The organism is Leptothoe sp. LEGE 181152 (genome assembly GCF_032906605.1).
Lineage (GTDB): Bacteria > Cyanobacteriota > Cyanobacteriia > Phormidesmidales > Phormidesmidaceae > Leptothoe > Leptothoe turfae.
This window is the reverse complement of record NZ_JASATU010000009.1, coordinates 171,266-187,438: the sequence shown is the minus strand read 5'-3', so window position 1 is coordinate 187,438 and position 16,173 is coordinate 171,266. Positions and strand designations below refer to the sequence as shown.

The following is a 16,173-nucleotide window of genomic DNA, read 5'->3' as shown; positions in this document are numbered from 1 at the left end:
TGGCTCGATTGATTAAAATGAGAGCGGCAATGATTTTAATCCCCGTCCCAGAAAAGACTCTTCCCAGTCGAAAGCCTCTGGCGCTGTGGATACGAAGGATAACTTAGGTAAACGCTGTACTAGAGTCCCCACGGTGATTTCCGCCACAAGTTTAGCCATATGTTTGCCGATACACAGATGAATGCCTTGGCCAAAGGACAGGAAAGGATTGGGGCTACGTTTAATGTTAAAGACATCAGGTTCAGAAAATTTAGCCGGATCTCGATTAGCGGCAGCGATAATACAGTTCACCACTTGCCCCTGTGGAATCATGTGATCGTCGAGTTCAACATCCACCAGTGCTTTGCGTGAGACACCCTGCACCGGACTGTCGTAACGCAAGACTTCATTAATTGCCGTCCCCATTAAGGATGGCTCACTCTGGAGTAGCTGCAGTTGATGCGGATGTTGAAGTAAGGTGAGCATGCTTATGCCCAATAAATTTGCGGTGGAAGAGTGCCCAACGGTAAACATGAATATACAAGTTGAGAGCAGTTCTGTTTCACTTAACTGATGGTCGGCTACGGCTTGCATCAGGGTGGCAATTAAGTTGTCCTGGCCTTGAGTAATGTTGCGACATTGCTCAAACCAACCTTTAAAGTAGTCAGCTAAGCCTGCGATCGCTAATAGTCCCCGCTCTCTTGCCATGGGGGTTACATCCATATCTGCAATTACAGATAAATCTTCTGACCACTGCTTAAATTTGGGATGCCAAGCTTGGGGCGGAATACCTAAGATTTTGCAGTTTAAACTGAGGGTAAGGGGATAGGCGAGATCTGCAATCAGGTCCATCTGGCCTTGAGCTTGGACCCGATCAATCAGGGTATGGACTGTTGTTTGCAGATGCGATCGCAAGGCCTGAACCTGAACAGGCCGATAGGGATGATGTAAAAGAGAACGAATTCTGCTGTGATCGGGCGGGTTTCTCAGCACTAACCATAGGCCCATCAGGTTTTGGCTTTCCTGACGCAGTTTGAAGAATCGATGCAGAGGCCGTTGACTGCTGATTTGTTTTACCGATGACTGGTGATGTTCTGTACGACCAAACTTAGAACTTTTGAGAACGTCTGCAACATCAGCGTAGCGCGTCAGTAACCAGTCGTTATGGTCAGGCCGATAATAAATGGGATGATGGGTCTGCAGATAACGATAGGTAGGATAGGGATTGGCCCGAAACTCTGGTAATCGAGGGTCAAAAGGTAGACAGTCCATTTCGGCTTTTTTAGCAGCTAACGTTAAATGAAATACCTCAATTTGCCACGATGTCTATCAACGGGAAAGACTGACACCAACCTCTGGGCGATCGCAACGCAGTATCCACCAGGCCACGCAAAACACCAAGCTGTCCAGGGGGTTCAGAATCACCATAGATTCGCTCAAAATTCTGTTGCCAAAGTAAGATCGTCCTTAGGGAGTAAACCCGTCGATTTTTTATAGATTGAATGGTCCAGCCTGCCGACTCCAAATTGCGCACCAGTTCAGAAACAGTGCAAAGCACAATGGAGTTACCAAATGTTAAACGATCACCGCTATAACCATCTGCCGCACAGCTTTCTGACAAAATTAAGCGTGATCCACAGGAACGTAGACGATGTAGCAAGCTTAATTTGTCCTGAATATGGGAAATCATTTCAAGGCTAATTATCACATCATAATCGCCAGGAATTCTCCTAGAATCTTGATCTAAATTCTGTTGCCATACCTGTAAACCTAGGCTTTGGCAATAATTCACTTGGGCCGTACTACAGGTAATCCCAGTGACCGTGCATTCCCGTTCTGCAATTAATAGTTGGGCCGGACCACCCCAACCACAGCCAACATCTAAAACGTTTGAACCTAAGGGAATATGGGGATAATAATTTCTAACCGTTTGTTTTAAGCCTGTTTCTAATGTTTCAGTACCTCGAAAATAACCAAAATGATAATGTAAATCTTCACCAATAATCTGTTTCCAGGCCTGAACCGATTCAGTTGAATAAAAACGATCTAAGTCCAAGACTACTCCAGTGTCCATGGTCATCTAACAATTCCTGGGTTAATGGCATTGCAGCTCTAGACCGCACTCAGCCTCACATCTTCTACAATCGCATCACAGAGTTGAGACAGTGCCTGCAAATTATGACTGCGTTTCACCTTTCGCACAGGTACATCCCTGACCACAGAACTCATCGCTGCAAATTCCCTAGCTTGCTGATCGGCATCCGCGTTCATCAACTGGCCAGCCGATCGATGTCTCATCATCAGCATCACAGCGGCAGCCGGGGAAATGGGTTCGATTGTTGGCACTGCCGCTGTCCGCTGATCTTTATTCACGGTATCTAAGACATAAATAGCCGACAACGGTAGGGGATGAGGGTAAAAGTTCCATGCCGTTTTATTGAGCGCCGGAGAATCACTGGGAGTTAACTCAACAAAACGTTTCTCCGAAAAGCTAAAAACCCTTGTCAAATCAGCCTCTGATCCATATACAGCCTGGATCGTTTCAGGCCATAGCCGTAGACGAGGATAGCCCGGATGGACATGCCAAGACTGGGATGAATTGTCCAGTACCGCCACATCATCAGCCAGCATTGGATAGCCTTGACTGACCAAGGCTGCTGCTGTAGTTGATTTTCCGGCTCCGGTGTCACCTACGATGGCAATGGCCTGTTTCCCCATGGCAACCACACAGGCATGAAGACACAACCTACCTCGCAACCGCAACACACAAGCTAAAACGGGTCCCACTAAGAGGCCAGTAACTTCTTCTAGAACCGAGCGATCCCAGGTGGCTGAAATGTCAGTACCCAGAGCATCGATCTCAAAATTAAGCTGTCCATCGCCACGAAACCAAAGTTGGTAATAGGGTACATCGGCCTTGGTGACAACCGTCAATCCCGACGACACAAACTCAACATCAGGAGACGGTATCTGGGATTTCTCTCCACCCATTAAGTCAACCTTGACATCAATGGGTAAATCAGGGCTAGCGGAGATGAGATTAGGCAAACATCGATTTACCTGGAGGGTCAGGCCATAAATCCTGTATGTTTTATTCTGCTTAGAAGCTTGTTGAGGCACAGATATAGACCGTTCAAAACGTCAGCTATGAAGCATATTGGAAAATTCCACTGCCACCGTCTGAACCCACAAATGTTGTGCTAGTCAGTGTAAGCTCACTCACTTTACCTAATTTATCGAATTTAGGAGAATGGTATAGACGCTTGCCTGATTTTGGTGTCTTATTAGGAGTCGTTTGAGACATGATAATCATCCTGTAGTATGCTACTTGAGTGCCGTTATTCTTGACTGAAATGAAACTCAGCCTATGGATGCTATGAATGGCATAGCCAATAAGCAAGTTGTAAAACGCTTGATGCCTGATTATAGCCCAGGGAAGTGAGAGTTTCAGGCTTTTGCAACGTTTGTAATAGTTGTTCTGACTTAATATAAGGTGTTAACGCAGTGGTATGAATTAATTCTGTCATCCAGGGTTGGATGCCTCGCTGTTGCATCAACTTGTAATGGGGAGACTCACCTAAAGGGGTTTTAGGCCGCTGCCGCACAGAATCTGGCAATCGCCCCTGCATCGCTTCCCGTAACAAGAACTTACTTTGGAACCAGGGGACTGGTGGGACGGACAGTAAAAATAACACCAGGTGCAAATCGAAAAAGGGAAAGCGCGATTTAACGGGGAAGCCGCTGAAGCCAGGGTCAGACCAGCCAAAAATGTTAGACCAAAGGGGTTCATCGGCCATCCCATAGCGTTCTAGTTGTCGTGATATCGTCAATTGTTCTTGCAATCTTGCGACTAGGTCCGTTCGTTTAGCAAAATCTGGGTTAAACCAGCCAGGTAACACCATCGTTTGGTCTCTTCCAAGCCATCGATTAAGGCGAGTTCGGAGGCGGAGCTTTGAGCGAAGTGTTCCCATACAGCCCAGGAGATTAGGAATAAAATACTGGTATTGTAGTAACTGAGATAGATTGATGGGCACTGGATAAAGGGCGGGATCCCCGCCAAATCCTTGCAGTAAGACGCGACCATAGGTGGCTACCCGGCGAATAATCTCCACCTCTGCCACCTGGGTGGGAATTAGGAGAGGTTCAGGATAACGATAGTCTGGTCTCTCTGGGGGAGCTTGCTCAATAAAATCTTCTGCAATAAGGTATTCCAGGGGCAATCCAGCCTGTTGAGCAACCTGTGCCGCATAGGTCCCCTCATCTTCTTCGATCAAATGGTCGTAAACAATCGCGTAGGCCCGGAGGTCAACCTTAAAGCCACAAGTTGTTTTCAACAAACCATGGGCCGTGGCCGCAATACTGGTGGAGTCCATGCCGCCACTTAAATGGGTACCTACTTGACCGGTACGCAGCCGATCGGCCACAGACCGGTCAAATAATTCTCGAAAGTGTTCGATATACTCCCGTGGGTCTTTATAGTGGAGCATTTCCACCTGTTCTGGCAACTGCCAGTACTGCTGGATACGCACCTTGCCTGCGGACCATATCAGGGTGTGAGCTGGGGGCAACCGTTGAATATCGGCAAAGGTGGTACTGCTGCGATCCATATTCATACTGAACAACAGTAGGTCTGCGATCGCCTGCTCGTTCAAATAATCGGACACGTGCGAATGCAGCCGTAGACAATTCAAATGGTTGCTGACGATGACACCGTTACCAACGGTGGCATAGTAGATCGGCACCACCCCAAACTGATCCCGCGCACAAAACAGACGCTGCCGGGGACCATCCCATAGGGCAAAGGCAAAATCTCCACTCAGTCTGTCTAAACAATTCTCTTGCCAAACCTGATAAGCTTGTAAAACCAGTTCAACATCGGCGGCCTCTGATTTTACCATGCACCCAGCCTGGCGGAGTTGATCGATTACCCCCTGACGGCGATCGAGACGGATATCTCCAGTTAACCAAACCGTGCCATTTAAACTATGGGGTTGCCGTTCTTGCTCAGATTCCCAAGTGGTGCGCAACAGGGCATGGCCAAGCCCCACATAACTTTCACTCCAGATATTCTGGGCATCTGGGCCGCGAAACACCATTAAATCTGTCATTTGCTGAAGCAAAGAACAGTCAAGGGGGTGACTCTCTCCATTGAGAATAGCAACAAAACCACTCATAGTATTAGAAAAAGGTCCAAAAGTGCGATCGGATCACATGTGCCTTTCAAGCAGTGACTACAGTTTCTGGATTGTCCACAGTGACGATAATTATGATTTTCGGTTTTTACGCATACTCAACAAAACAAACGAATGATAAGCGGAAAACACTTTTAAAAACACTCGTAAAAACACATAAATCACCGCAGTAAAGCAGGCGTAGGCCCCTACGCAAAATTATGTACACCATGGGAGTTATTGAATCACCTAAAGGAAAGATTAACCCGATCTATCTGAAGACTAAATGGGATTACTGACCCATTATGGTGATCATAAAGACCTAACTGTTGAAGGTCTAACTCTATGGCGCTATCGTATTTATGGCTTAACGTTAGTTGCTAATCAGCCCATTTCCAGGTTAACGAGGGCATCAGCTAGTTAACTTGCGCATAACACTCCTAAAACCGATGACGGCTGTATTTGCTGAATCCATTGACTTACTCTTACCCCAACTCTCCGCCGCATTATTGGAGCCAAACCAGGTGCCTGGGCTCAAAATCCTTGCCAGTCAGATGGCCCCGATTTTACGGGGTGGATTTGAGTGTCGTCTAGGGGACAACTCACCCCAGGTGGACATTCAACAATGTGTCATATCTGGCAATGATGAACCAGCGCTATTGAAAAAATATCTTGCCGAGCCATCCTTGGCAATTAATCCGCTATGGAACCACATTCAGACCTTCCTCCATCACTGGTCGGATCCCGACTCCAGTCTTCATGACAGCATTCCAGAGATTTGGCTTGAGTTTGACAGTGATGTCTCAAACCCTCGGCTGTTGCCCTCACTCTTCTTTGCTTTACCCACCCATCTTTCAGATCCATCCCAATCGTTTATGCAGGCCAGCCAAGTATTGAATAGTCTTCTGGGATCCACTTGGGTACCCTGGCAGGATTCGTTAAAACGTTGCTTTACGGCTTGTCCAGAAGGTATTTTCGTCAGCCATATTGGCGTCATGTTGTCCCGTTCTGTCGAGGCATTGCGGGTGAATGTCAAGCGCCTACAGCCGGAGCTGTTGGTCCCGTACTTGCAACGGATAAAATGGCTAGGCCAAACCGATGAAATCGAGTCACTTATGACAAAACTAGCGACCCAAATGGATCGGATCACGGTGTGCCTGGATGTGGGGCAACAGGTATATCCCAAGTTAGGCTTTGAATGTATTTTCCTAAAGCAGCCCCAGGATGAACCCGGTTGGGCCAATTTTTTAGATACCCTCGTTGATCAGGGATGCTGTACGCCTGCCAAGCGACAAGCTTTTTTGCAATGGCCAGGACAAACCACCCCCATGACTATCCCCACCCATTGGCCGGGGGAGTTGATTAAGGCCTCATTATTGCGACCTCAGAACTGTTTTACTAGCCTGAGCCGCCGCGTCAGCCACATTAAGGTGGTCTATCATCCCCACTCTCCCTTGGAAGCAAAAGGATATTTATGGTTTGCCCACGAATGGCTCTCTCCACCCTCAGCAAGTAAGCCAAGCTCGATATCAGTGTCCATGGATTGAACGCTTTGCCTGTTCATTTTCAGTAAGACTGATAATGAACCCAGCGCATCATCCAGTCATGTCTGTGCGCCTGTTGCAGTTCTTCCATCGTAAATTCAAAGCCATACATAGCTCCGATATCTACCAACGCAGCTAACCCCACCTGTAGATCCGTCGATTCAAGCTGATGTTGAACTGTCTCATTGCTACGAACATGCTGAATAAATTGTAAGGCAGTTTGAATCGACATCTTGTTTACTTAATTTACTTACAAAGAAGAAATGTCAATGGGGCGATCAAACATGGCAAATCTTTCCCGCACATCCTGGCGATCGCCCAGGATCAAGTCTTGCCACTCTACCCAGGCATGGGCTTCAAATTTTTGGGCATCTTGTCGCACCCCAATGCGCAACTGGCCATCAATCCCCTGAGCTCGTAGTAAGCTCCATAATACTAATGATTTTTTTAAACAGTTAGCCCAAGGCTGACAGTATTTTACTGCCAACTGCACCATCCGAGTTGTGGTAATAAGCCGGTGTGAATGATTAGGTGGCGGCGAAGCTGGGATAGGGAACAGTTTTACTAAAATTGCTTGGGTGAACTTTAGCCCCCAGAATTTTAAGGATAGGGCCACTGATGGCAAGAGCAGAAAAGTCTGTAGTAACAGCCACCGGCTCTCGACATCTAAACTCCATAGCGTACGGAACTTACGAACTAACGTGGTTAAGATAATGATAACTTTCGATTTTTACACATACTCAACAAAACAGGTGAATAATACTCGACCCTCACCGGTAAAACACTTGTAAAAATACATAAATTTCATTCAATATTAACTTGTTGCCCAATGGTTTTTAACAGTTCAAAGATTGATTTAGACAACATTCGTATAACTACTGATGGCAGCTTACACAATCGTTGAGATCCTCTTTTTGTAAGACCATTAAGTTAGTACTGAGATCTTGCACCTGGCAAGGAAGCATTAACCCGCCTTAGACTCAAAGTCGCAAGGCTAACTGGCTCAAAACCGCTCAAGCGGTTAAAGAATCCCTAAAAGCTCTCTATTTAGAGCTGCCCAGCCAATCTTGTCCCTTGAGTGGACAGCCCTCAATTAGCGTTGGGTTTTTAACCCAGCGTGGGTTCGAGCTTCACAACCGACCTTAGGGCAAGATCTGAGTAGTAGAGATTTTTAGTCTATTGTAATCGTCTCCTAATTTATCTGAAAAATCTAAATCCAGGATTCTGGTTTTTTAAAGGGGAAAGGATGTGGATCGATTTAGAGACAAAAACCACTGAACAATTGAAGATACGTCTACACCATCCAAACAATCATTTTCATCATTATTGTGGATTTGGGTTGCATATCGTATCGGAATTCGAATGTCCCGAACTATCGCCCATTGCCGCCGCTCACTCAAGCCCCGATGTTGTCATCAGAGTTGGCTTTGTCCCTAGTATCTTAGAGGGGCAACAGCTTGATGATGGATTTAGTCAGGTTAAACCAGACGCTTATCTATTGCGTCTTGACAATATCGCTAATTATTATGTCACCAATGGCTGCGAGATTGTGGTTCAGCCCCATGCAGGTTGTTCTGATAATCTTATCCGGTTGTATTTATTTTCCCAATGCATTGGTGCATTACTCCATCAGCGCCATCAGCTGATTCTCCATGCAAGTGCGATCGCAACTGACCAAGGTGCCTTAATTTTTATGGGGCCATCCGGTTCTGGAAAATCAACCCTGGCGGCAGGCTTGATCGATGCTGGGTATAAACTGTTGGCAGAAGACCTATGCGCTCTTGAGTTTTCTCCAGGCCGTGGGTTCCAGGTACTGCCAGGCATGGCCCAGCTTAGATTATGGCATGACACCATCCAGCAGCTGGGACACAATAAAAAACTGATGCAAAGGGTATGGCAAAAGGAAGATAAGTACTCGCGTTTATTACAGGATGAGCTGGCTTCAGTGCCCACCGCCCTGAAAATGATCTATTTGCTTAACCCAGCCGATGTTGAGACCGTTGAAATTACACCACTATCACTGCCAGAGATGACAGCTGCCATTGTTAAGAATGTCTTTCGAGGGGAGTACACCCAAGCGTTGGGCGTACAAAAACGACTCTTTAGGCAGACGGCTGAACTGATTCGTGCTGGCCAGATACACCAGCTAACAAGACCTAAGAATGGTTTTTCACTTATCAATCAGATCAAACTATTGCAGAAAGTACATTCTCTTTAAAGGGCTTCTGAGTCTGCGGATAATCAATTTAAATTTTACCGTTAGACCTGGTTTAGACTAAGTTTTCTTTGTGAATTTGGGAAATATGAATTAGTAGCATCTCGAAAGGGATGCTAAACACCCTTGTGCAACATTAAAATCATTAACGAGGATTGAGCAGGATGAAAAACGAAGCATCTACCCATAAAAAACAATGGACAGCTCCCGAGCTAAAAAAAATTAGCGTTAAGGATACCAACAGCGGTCCTTTCATCCCTAATGTAGAAGCTGGTGCTTGTAGACCTTCATGATATCTACTGAGTCAAAACAGCATCGATAGATTCTGAGAGAGATGGGTTGAAGATGAGGGCTTTATTTGCATAATCGAGATGCACTTCACACATGCCCCTGGGAGATGTAAATGCTTGAGCTGACAACTAAAATTGTGCAAAAAGAAGACCTCATCGCAGCTAACTTAGGCAACGAAGTGATGATGATGAGTCTGGAGACAGATAATTACTTCGCGCTCGACTCTGTGGGGAGCGAGATCTGGCATTTAATACAGCACCCTGTAACAATTGCTGAGATTTGCGCCGCCTTGCAGGAACGTTATGCGGTATCAGCGGATACTTGTCTCGCTGATACACAAGCTTTTCTACAGCGGATGATCGATGAAAAAGTAGCCCATGTTGTTGAATCATAGTGCACAGCAATATAGATAGGGCTCTACCAGGATGGCGCTATAGAGTAGGGCGCTACATTAACCTGCCGATGGCAACACAGTTCATGTTGTTGGAAGCAACTGTACTGCTGGCGTTGTCTCGCTGTGCGGTACTTGTTTTACCGTTGCGTCTTCTCGGATCTTGTCTTGGCCATCTGAATTGTGAAACGCCTAAAGTTTGCACGGGGTCTCACCAGCTGATTGCCCAACAGATTGCCACAGCTATCACTATGGTAAGCCCTTACACGCCTTGGCGCAGTAACTGTTTGGCACAAGCTATCTCAGGAAAGCTCATGCTGCGGATGCGTGGGATTTCCAGTACGCTCTATCTAGGACTCAGCAACGAAGGCACTCAGCTGGCGGCACACGCTTGGCTACGTGTTGGGGAGCAAACGATTACGGGCGGGGCGATCGCTGCTCAATATCAGGTTGTTGCATTTTACGGTAAGTAGACACGGTAAGTAGACTATGCGCGGCATTTTTGGGATTTTTCACAAAAACGGCCAACCTGTCACCCCTGAAACATTGGGGGCCATGCGAGCCATCATAAAGCTGTGGGGGCCAACGGGCACTCGCGCCCACTGCACTGAGGAGATCGGAGAGGAGATCGGATTCGGTTATTCTCTTTGTGACCTAGACTCTACATCAAATCCTGAGCGTTTGCCGATTACCCATCCACAGGCTTTAGGACTGTTTATCATAGCCGATGCACGGATCGATAATCGGGAAGAATTATACGAGATATTGAAGATTCCCGTGAGTGAACGTCGCACACTCACTGATAGCCACTTAATTCTATTAGGGTACGCGAAGTGGCAGAAAGCTTGCGTTGGGCAGCTAGTTGGGGCGTTTGCTTTTGTTATCTGGGATCAGCAACGCAAAGAATTGTTTTGCGGTCGGGATCACATGGGGCTGAGGCCATTTTTTTATTATGACGCTCCCGGCTGCTTTGTCTTTGCCTCAGATATCGAAGCTATGCTGGCCTGTTCCTCCGTGCCTCAAAAGTTGAACGAGCCGCTGCTAGCTGCGCATCTCCAAGAAGATACATATTTTGCTGAGAAGCATCAGACATTTCAGGCCAATATTTTCAAGCTCCCCCCTGCCCATCACCTGTCGGTGACAAAAGAGACGAGCCGGCTGTGTCGTTATTGGTCTTTAGGCAATATTCGCGACGTTCGCTTGCCATCCAATGAGGCCTATGCCGAGCAGTTACGAGACTTGTTGTTCCAGGCTGTTGAATGCCGTATTCAAACGAATCTGCCCATTGGTGCGCACCTAAGCGGTGGGCTAGATTCGTCCACTATTGTCGCCATTGCATCGCAGCTGCTACAGCACCAAGACAAGACGCTGAAGGCCTATTCCTGGTCACCCCAGCCAATTCGAACAAATAAACCAGCGGGAAATGAACATGATCTTATCCAAACACTCTGCCGTCAGTATGCCATTGCTTGTAACTATATCGACCTCAGTGTAGAGGATGTTGTGCGCACGTATCGGCGTGATTTTACCCGTGTGCCCTACGAAATGATGCTGCGAGAAGAACTTGTCTTGCAGCAGGCTAGCCAGGATCACGTGCACGTGATGCTTTCAGGATGGGGCGGTGATGAAACGGTGACAGGACATGGCTGGGGGTGTCTCTCTTCACAGTTCTTGCAAGGCCGGTGGCAACAGCTGCACCATGAATTGTGTGCCTTCACAAAGACAAGCGATAATATCTCACACGCACGACAAACGGCGCGATATGCCCGTCTGTTTTACGAAAAAGTGTTGATCCCTCTGATTCCAGAGCCCATTGCCGTGATGCTGGCGGGACGATACAGCCGCTACCCAGAGAGCTGGATCAATTCTCAGTTTGCCGATGAGCATCGGGAGGCGGTGCGGAGATTACGGGGTGTAGCTTTGCGTGAGCGTCCTGGTGTGCAACAAATGCAGTGGCGCTGGCTAGACAACGGTCACATTACTAAGCGCATTGAATCATGGGCCATCAATGGGGCAAGGCAAGGTGTCTCTTACCGTTATCCACTGCTAGATCGGCGGATCTTAGAGTTTTGTTTGGGGGTGCCGCCGGAGCAGTTTGTGCAAAATGGCTGGACGCGTTCTTTAATGCGCCGCGCCGTGGGGGGGATACTTCCCCAAGAGATCCGGTGGAATCGTTCTAAAGTAGAGCAAGCGGCCTTTGATGTGATTGGCCAGGTGATGGTCGCGGCCTTGCCAGAATTGCTCGAACAGCTCCAGGCGGACCCACGTTTCCATGCTGTCGCTCAATATCTCGATTTGAAACGTCTTACGGAAGCTGTAGATCAGGCAACAGAGTTTGAGCGGGGTACGGAAGCGTTAGCCATCACGTTGGCCTGTGCAAATGTTTGTACGAAGGTGGTCGCATGATGGGCACAAACCAGGACACGGTAACTGACTGCCATCAAATGGCCACGTTGTATCTGAATCACCCGCCCGAGCCAAGACTAAGTGTGTTGGCCATTGGCTGGTACGAAAAAGCGTTAAAGCTTGATCCAGAGAACGTTGAAAGCTATTTAGGGCTGGCGAAAGCGTATCATCATCTTGGCCAATCTGAACAAGCTTTGCAATGCTGTGATCAGGCGATCGCACTTGAACCGGATTCTCTAGCCGCCCGCTATTTTGCCTGCATGCTACAGATCCCGATTATTTATCGAACACAAAAAGAGGTATTGTCCAGCCGACATCGATATCATAGTCAGCTGCTTGAGCTGCACCAACGTTTGCAGAAGGCTCCAACACAGGCTGTTGCCGAACTGGCGACGGTTGTCGGTACCGTGAGTCCGTTTTACTTGATCTATCAAGGGCATAACGATACTGAGTTGCAGAGACTCTATGGAGATGTGGTCTGTCATATTATGGCGGCACGCTATCCACAATGGTCCTATCAACGCCCATTACCATTTCCCAAGACATCTGTTCATAACACAACAGAGCCACTGCGGATCGGCATTGTTTTCGGTCATTTTCACAACCATTCTGTATGGAAAGTGATTTTAAAGGGGTGGTTGCAGCATCTAAATCATGAACAGTTTCAACTATTAGGCTATTCATTAGGGACAAAAAAAGATCACGCAACAGACCTGGCGCGATCGCTACTGCATTCCTACACAGATGGGACACGATCCATCGAAGCCTGGGGCCAGATTATCAGCACCGATCATCCCCACGTCTTGCTTTATCCAGAAGTCAGTATGGATAAGATCAGCATTCAGCTATCAGCGCTGCGCCTCGCTCCCATTCAATGCACTACTTGGGGCACCTATGTCACCAGCGGTCTACCAACCATGGACTATTACTTGAGTGGCGACTTGCTAGAACCCAGGAATGCACAACACCATCACACAGAAAAATTGATTCGATTGCCCAATCTGTCCATTCACTACACGCCGTCCCAGGTTACCGGAGCGGATCTACAGCGACAAGCATACGGACTGCGATCATCATCTGTTGTTTATCTATGTTTGCAATCCCTGTTTAAATACCTGCCGCAATATGATCGCCTCTACCCTCAGATTGCAAAGGCCGTTGGCGATTGCCAATTTGTTTTCCTCAAGCATAAGTCCTCGGAGGCATTAACACGTATTTTTGAAAATCGCTTGCGACCAGCTTTTTCTGACGCTGAGCTAGATATGGATCAGTTTGTGGTGATGCAACCGACATTGTCAGATGCTGATTACCATCGTCTCAATGCGCTTGGAGACATTTTTCTTGACAGCATTGACGTCGCTGGGACAACCACAACGCTGGAAGCAATCACCCATGATTTACCGGTTGTAACGATGCCAGGAGAGTTTGTCCGTGGGCGCGTCAGCAGCGCAATTTTACACCAAATGGGCGTGATCTCAACGGTGGCAACCAGCGTTGAGCACTATGGGGAAATTGCCATCTGTCTCGGGCGCAACAAGCAATGGCGTCAGGTGGTAACAGAACAAATGGCACAGAATAAGCATCGCCTCTATGATGACTTGTCTTGTGTTGAGGCATTGGAAAAAAGCTTTTTCACATTTCTAGAACAAACGCCCGTGCCCCAACATGTACTTTAAATATATGGCTCCATGATCCATACCTTTTTACGTGGTCAGCGTGTTCTTATTACAGGCGTGAGTGGCTTTTTAGGCCTGGCACTGTGCGATCAGCTAACCATTGCTGGTGCCCATGTAACGGGCATTGACATTGATCCACCTGCGGCGAGCAACTCAGCGTATGGGCGTTGGCTAAAACTGCCGCATCAATTTGTCCAACTGGATCTACTCACTCCACAGCTTGGTGAGTTTTTAGCCGATCAACGGTTTGATACAATTTTTCATCTAGCGGGCATGGCCAACGCCTCAGGTTCTATCATATGGCCCACTCAAGACTTTTCACAAAACTTAGTTGCCACCGTCCATTTACTCGATGCGCTGCGCAACTGTGAATTCAGAGGTCGTTTTATCTTTGCGTCTTCAGCGGCTGTATATGGTGAGCCCCCCACCCATCGAATTACTGAGGAGACACCTGTTAGACCTATTTCCCCCTATGGTGTCAGTAAATTAGCCGCAGAAGAGTACATCCGCGTCTATTCAGACCTTTATGGGTTTGAAGCTGCGATCGCACGTCTTTTTTCTATTTATGGACCAAGACAGAAAAAACAAGTGGTGTTTGACATTCTGCATAGGACGTTGCTTTCCGATGAACCCATTTCGTTATTTGGCAGTGGTCGGGAAGTGCGAGATTTCATTCACGTTGAGGATGCCACACGCGCACTCGCAACGTTGACTAGCCAGACAAGAATTGGCGCACCCATATTTAATGTATGCTCTGGTAACGGTACGGCAATTCGTGATCTAGCCTATCTAATTGTCACGATGGCCCATCAAAGCATCGAGCGTATTACCTTTAAAGGCAATAAAAGAGGAGGCGATCCATCTCACTGGGTAGGCTGTAACAAGGCCCTGATTCGTACAGGATACACGGCAGAATATTCATTATTTACTGGGTTGCAAGCAACACTAAATTGGTTTAATCAATGGCGACATCAGACAAATAAGGGGACTACCAAAAGTGTGGTAAAGCTTGCAAACGCCTTGAAGTGACCTCCTAGGGTGGTGCGTTTAGCGTTAGCTTGGAGTAGTCAGCATTCAATACGCAAGCATGACTACTCAACCACTGTCTTGGACCGAGCTAGAAGCGCTAGACACAATTCAACGTGATCGCATCAATGGCCCAACAAATCCTCAAGCAACGCTGAGATTATTCGGTCAAAAAGAGCCGCTGCTAACGCTGTTCAGGGACAACCACGCATGGTGCCCTTACTGCCAGAAGGTGTGGCTATGGCTAGAGGAAAAGCAAATTCCTTATGCCATTAAAAAAGTAACCATGTTCTGTTATGGCACCAAAGAAACATGGTATAAAGCCCTTGTCCCATCTGGGATGCTGCCTGCTATCCAGTTTGATGAAAACTTTTCTGCTAAACTATGCCAGGCTGAAGCCTGGTATAAACAGAAGGTGCCTTCAGGTACGCTGCCTGGGGTAGAGTTAGATGGAAAGCGACTTACAGAAAGCGATGATATTCTAATCGCTCTGGAGCAGGCATTTGGACCACTGACCGTAAGCATGTTGGCTCCCCAGGCAATTCCCCTGCGACGGTTAGAGCGCCTGCTGTTCCGTGCCTGGTGTAGCTGGCTGTGCCAACCCGTTCGCTCTGCCCGTCAGGAGCAGTTTAACCGCGAGCAATTTGTGGCTGTGGTAGCTAAGGTGGAAGAAGCGCTAGCGGCTACTCCTGGCCCGTACTTTTTAGAAAAATTCAGTGTTGTCGACCTGGTATTTACCCCCTACGTGGAGCGCATGAATGCCAGCCTGTTTTACTACAAAGGCTACTCCATGCGCGAAGAGAATCCTGGTTTGGCTGCCTGGTTTGACGCTATGGAAACTCGCCCCACCTATCGCGGTACCCAGAGTGATTTTCATACCCATGTCCATGACCTCCCACCCCAAATGGGAGGCTGCTGGGAAAATGGCGAACCCGAGGCCAGGGCTAATCAACAACGGGTAGACCAGGGACCTTGGTTGGGTCTACCGGATGTGGGCTACCCTGAACCCGAAAACTCTCGTGTGGAAGCACTGCATCGGGTATTAAAACATCGTGGCAATATTATTCGCGTCAACCCCACAGACGATCAGATGTTTGATGAAGCCCTGCGCTGTGCTCTCACCAACTTGATGACGGGGGAAGCGTGTGAACCACCCCAGGGGAGCGATAATGGTCTGCGCTATCTGCGAGACCGGGTCAATGTCCCCCGCGACATGTCGATTTATGCAGGAAAGCGGTTGCGGATGGCCCTAGAAAAGACAGCGGCGCTAGTCGGTGATGCCCAAGGACCAGCTATTCCAATACGTAATCGGTATGATCAAAATCCGGCAGAATTCTCTTCAGAAACCCCTGATGGTGCAGCAGAAAAATCTCTGCCGTTTGGATTGAACTGGCTGAGGGGATAATAAGGGGACTGCACAAAATAAAGCCCCAGGTTGGGGCTGTCGATGGGTAGATGAGTGATGGGGTAATGA

Annotated in this window: 14 protein-coding genes; 8 read left to right on the top strand and 6 right to left on the bottom strand. The window is 47.8% G+C overall.

What is annotated here, in order from left to right:
* Window positions 1-12: 12 nt before the first annotated feature.
* From QGP82_RS06055 to QGP82_RS06040, 4 genes are all read right to left on the bottom strand, one after another.
* Entirely contained in the window at window positions 13-1,251 is a 1,239-nt protein-coding gene (locus QGP82_RS06055; RefSeq protein WP_499057714.1) for a cytochrome P450, read from the bottom strand.
* A gap of 37 nt (window positions 1,252-1,288) precedes the next feature.
* Window positions 1,289-2,053, bottom strand: coding sequence for an SAM-dependent methyltransferase (locus QGP82_RS06050; protein WP_499057711.1), 765 nt, complete (start codon window positions 2,051-2,053; stop codon window positions 1,289-1,291).
* Between the two features lie 38 nt (window positions 2,054-2,091).
* A complete protein-coding gene (locus QGP82_RS06045) occupies window positions 2,092-3,027 on the bottom strand; it encodes a P-loop NTPase family protein (RefSeq protein WP_499057709.1) in 936 nt (311 codons plus the stop codon).
* Between the two features lie 326 nt (window positions 3,028-3,353).
* Window positions 3,354-5,153 (bottom strand): asparagine synthetase B family protein, encoded by a 1,800-nt coding sequence (locus tag QGP82_RS06040; protein WP_499057707.1) that lies wholly within the window; start codon window positions 5,151-5,153, stop codon window positions 3,354-3,356.
* A 446-nt stretch (window positions 5,154-5,599) separates the two neighbouring features.
* On the opposite strand from QGP82_RS06040, the gene QGP82_RS06035 reads away from it, so the two are divergent.
* Complete coding sequence (locus QGP82_RS06035) at window positions 5,600-6,697, top strand: hypothetical protein (RefSeq protein WP_163670597.1); 1,098 nt, start codon at window positions 5,600-5,602, stop codon at window positions 6,695-6,697.
* Between the two features lie 19 nt (window positions 6,698-6,716).
* On the opposite strand, the gene QGP82_RS06030 is transcribed toward QGP82_RS06035, so the two are convergent.
* A complete protein-coding gene (locus QGP82_RS06030; protein WP_023074032.1) occupies window positions 6,717-6,926 on the bottom strand; it encodes a Nif11-like leader peptide family natural product precursor in 210 nt (69 codons plus the stop codon).
* 18 nt (window positions 6,927-6,944) lie between these two features.
* The gene (locus QGP82_RS06025; protein ID WP_348918274.1) at window positions 6,945-7,310 is read right to left on the bottom strand and encodes a lasso peptide biosynthesis B2 protein; all 366 of its coding nucleotides are present in this window, start codon (window positions 7,308-7,310) and stop codon (window positions 6,945-6,947) included.
* A 723-nt stretch (window positions 7,311-8,033) separates the two neighbouring features.
* Here QGP82_RS06025 and QGP82_RS06020 point away from each other — a divergent pair.
* The 7 genes from QGP82_RS06020 to QGP82_RS05990 all read left to right on the top strand — a co-directional run bounded on the left by QGP82_RS06020 (window position 8,034) and on the right by QGP82_RS05990 (window position 16,104).
* On the top strand, window positions 8,034-8,912 hold the full coding sequence (locus QGP82_RS06020; protein ID WP_499057704.1) for a hypothetical protein: 879 nt from the start codon (window positions 8,034-8,036) through the stop codon (window positions 8,910-8,912).
* A 400-nt stretch (window positions 8,913-9,312) separates the two neighbouring features.
* Complete coding sequence (locus tag QGP82_RS06015; RefSeq protein ID WP_023074035.1) at window positions 9,313-9,594, top strand: PqqD family peptide modification chaperone; 282 nt, start codon at window positions 9,313-9,315, stop codon at window positions 9,592-9,594.
* A 68-nt stretch (window positions 9,595-9,662) separates the two neighbouring features.
* Window positions 9,663-10,064 carry a lasso peptide biosynthesis B2 protein gene (locus QGP82_RS06010; RefSeq protein WP_031293272.1) on the top strand — a complete coding sequence of 134 codons (402 nt, stop codon included), beginning with the start codon at window positions 9,663-9,665 and terminating at the stop codon, window positions 10,062-10,064.
* A 16-nt stretch (window positions 10,065-10,080) separates the two neighbouring features.
* Window positions 10,081-11,997, top strand: a complete 1,917-nt coding sequence (locus QGP82_RS06005) for an asparagine synthase-related protein (protein WP_499057701.1) — start codon at window positions 10,081-10,083, stop codon at window positions 11,995-11,997.
* The gene (locus tag QGP82_RS06000; protein WP_499057699.1) at window positions 11,994-13,673 is read left to right on the top strand and encodes an O-linked N-acetylglucosamine transferase, SPINDLY family protein; all 1,680 of its coding nucleotides are present in this window, start codon (window positions 11,994-11,996) and stop codon (window positions 13,671-13,673) included. Before QGP82_RS06005 ends, QGP82_RS06000 begins: the two co-directional genes overlap by 4 nt.
* Before the next feature lie 12 nt (window positions 13,674-13,685).
* The gene (locus QGP82_RS05995; protein WP_499057697.1) at window positions 13,686-14,702 is read left to right on the top strand and encodes an NAD-dependent epimerase/dehydratase family protein; all 1,017 of its coding nucleotides are present in this window, start codon (window positions 13,686-13,688) and stop codon (window positions 14,700-14,702) included.
* Between the two features lie 58 nt (window positions 14,703-14,760).
* Complete coding sequence (locus QGP82_RS05990; RefSeq protein WP_499057695.1) at window positions 14,761-16,104, top strand: glutathione S-transferase family protein; 1,344 nt, start codon at window positions 14,761-14,763, stop codon at window positions 16,102-16,104.
* Window positions 16,105-16,173 lie beyond the last annotated feature (69 nt).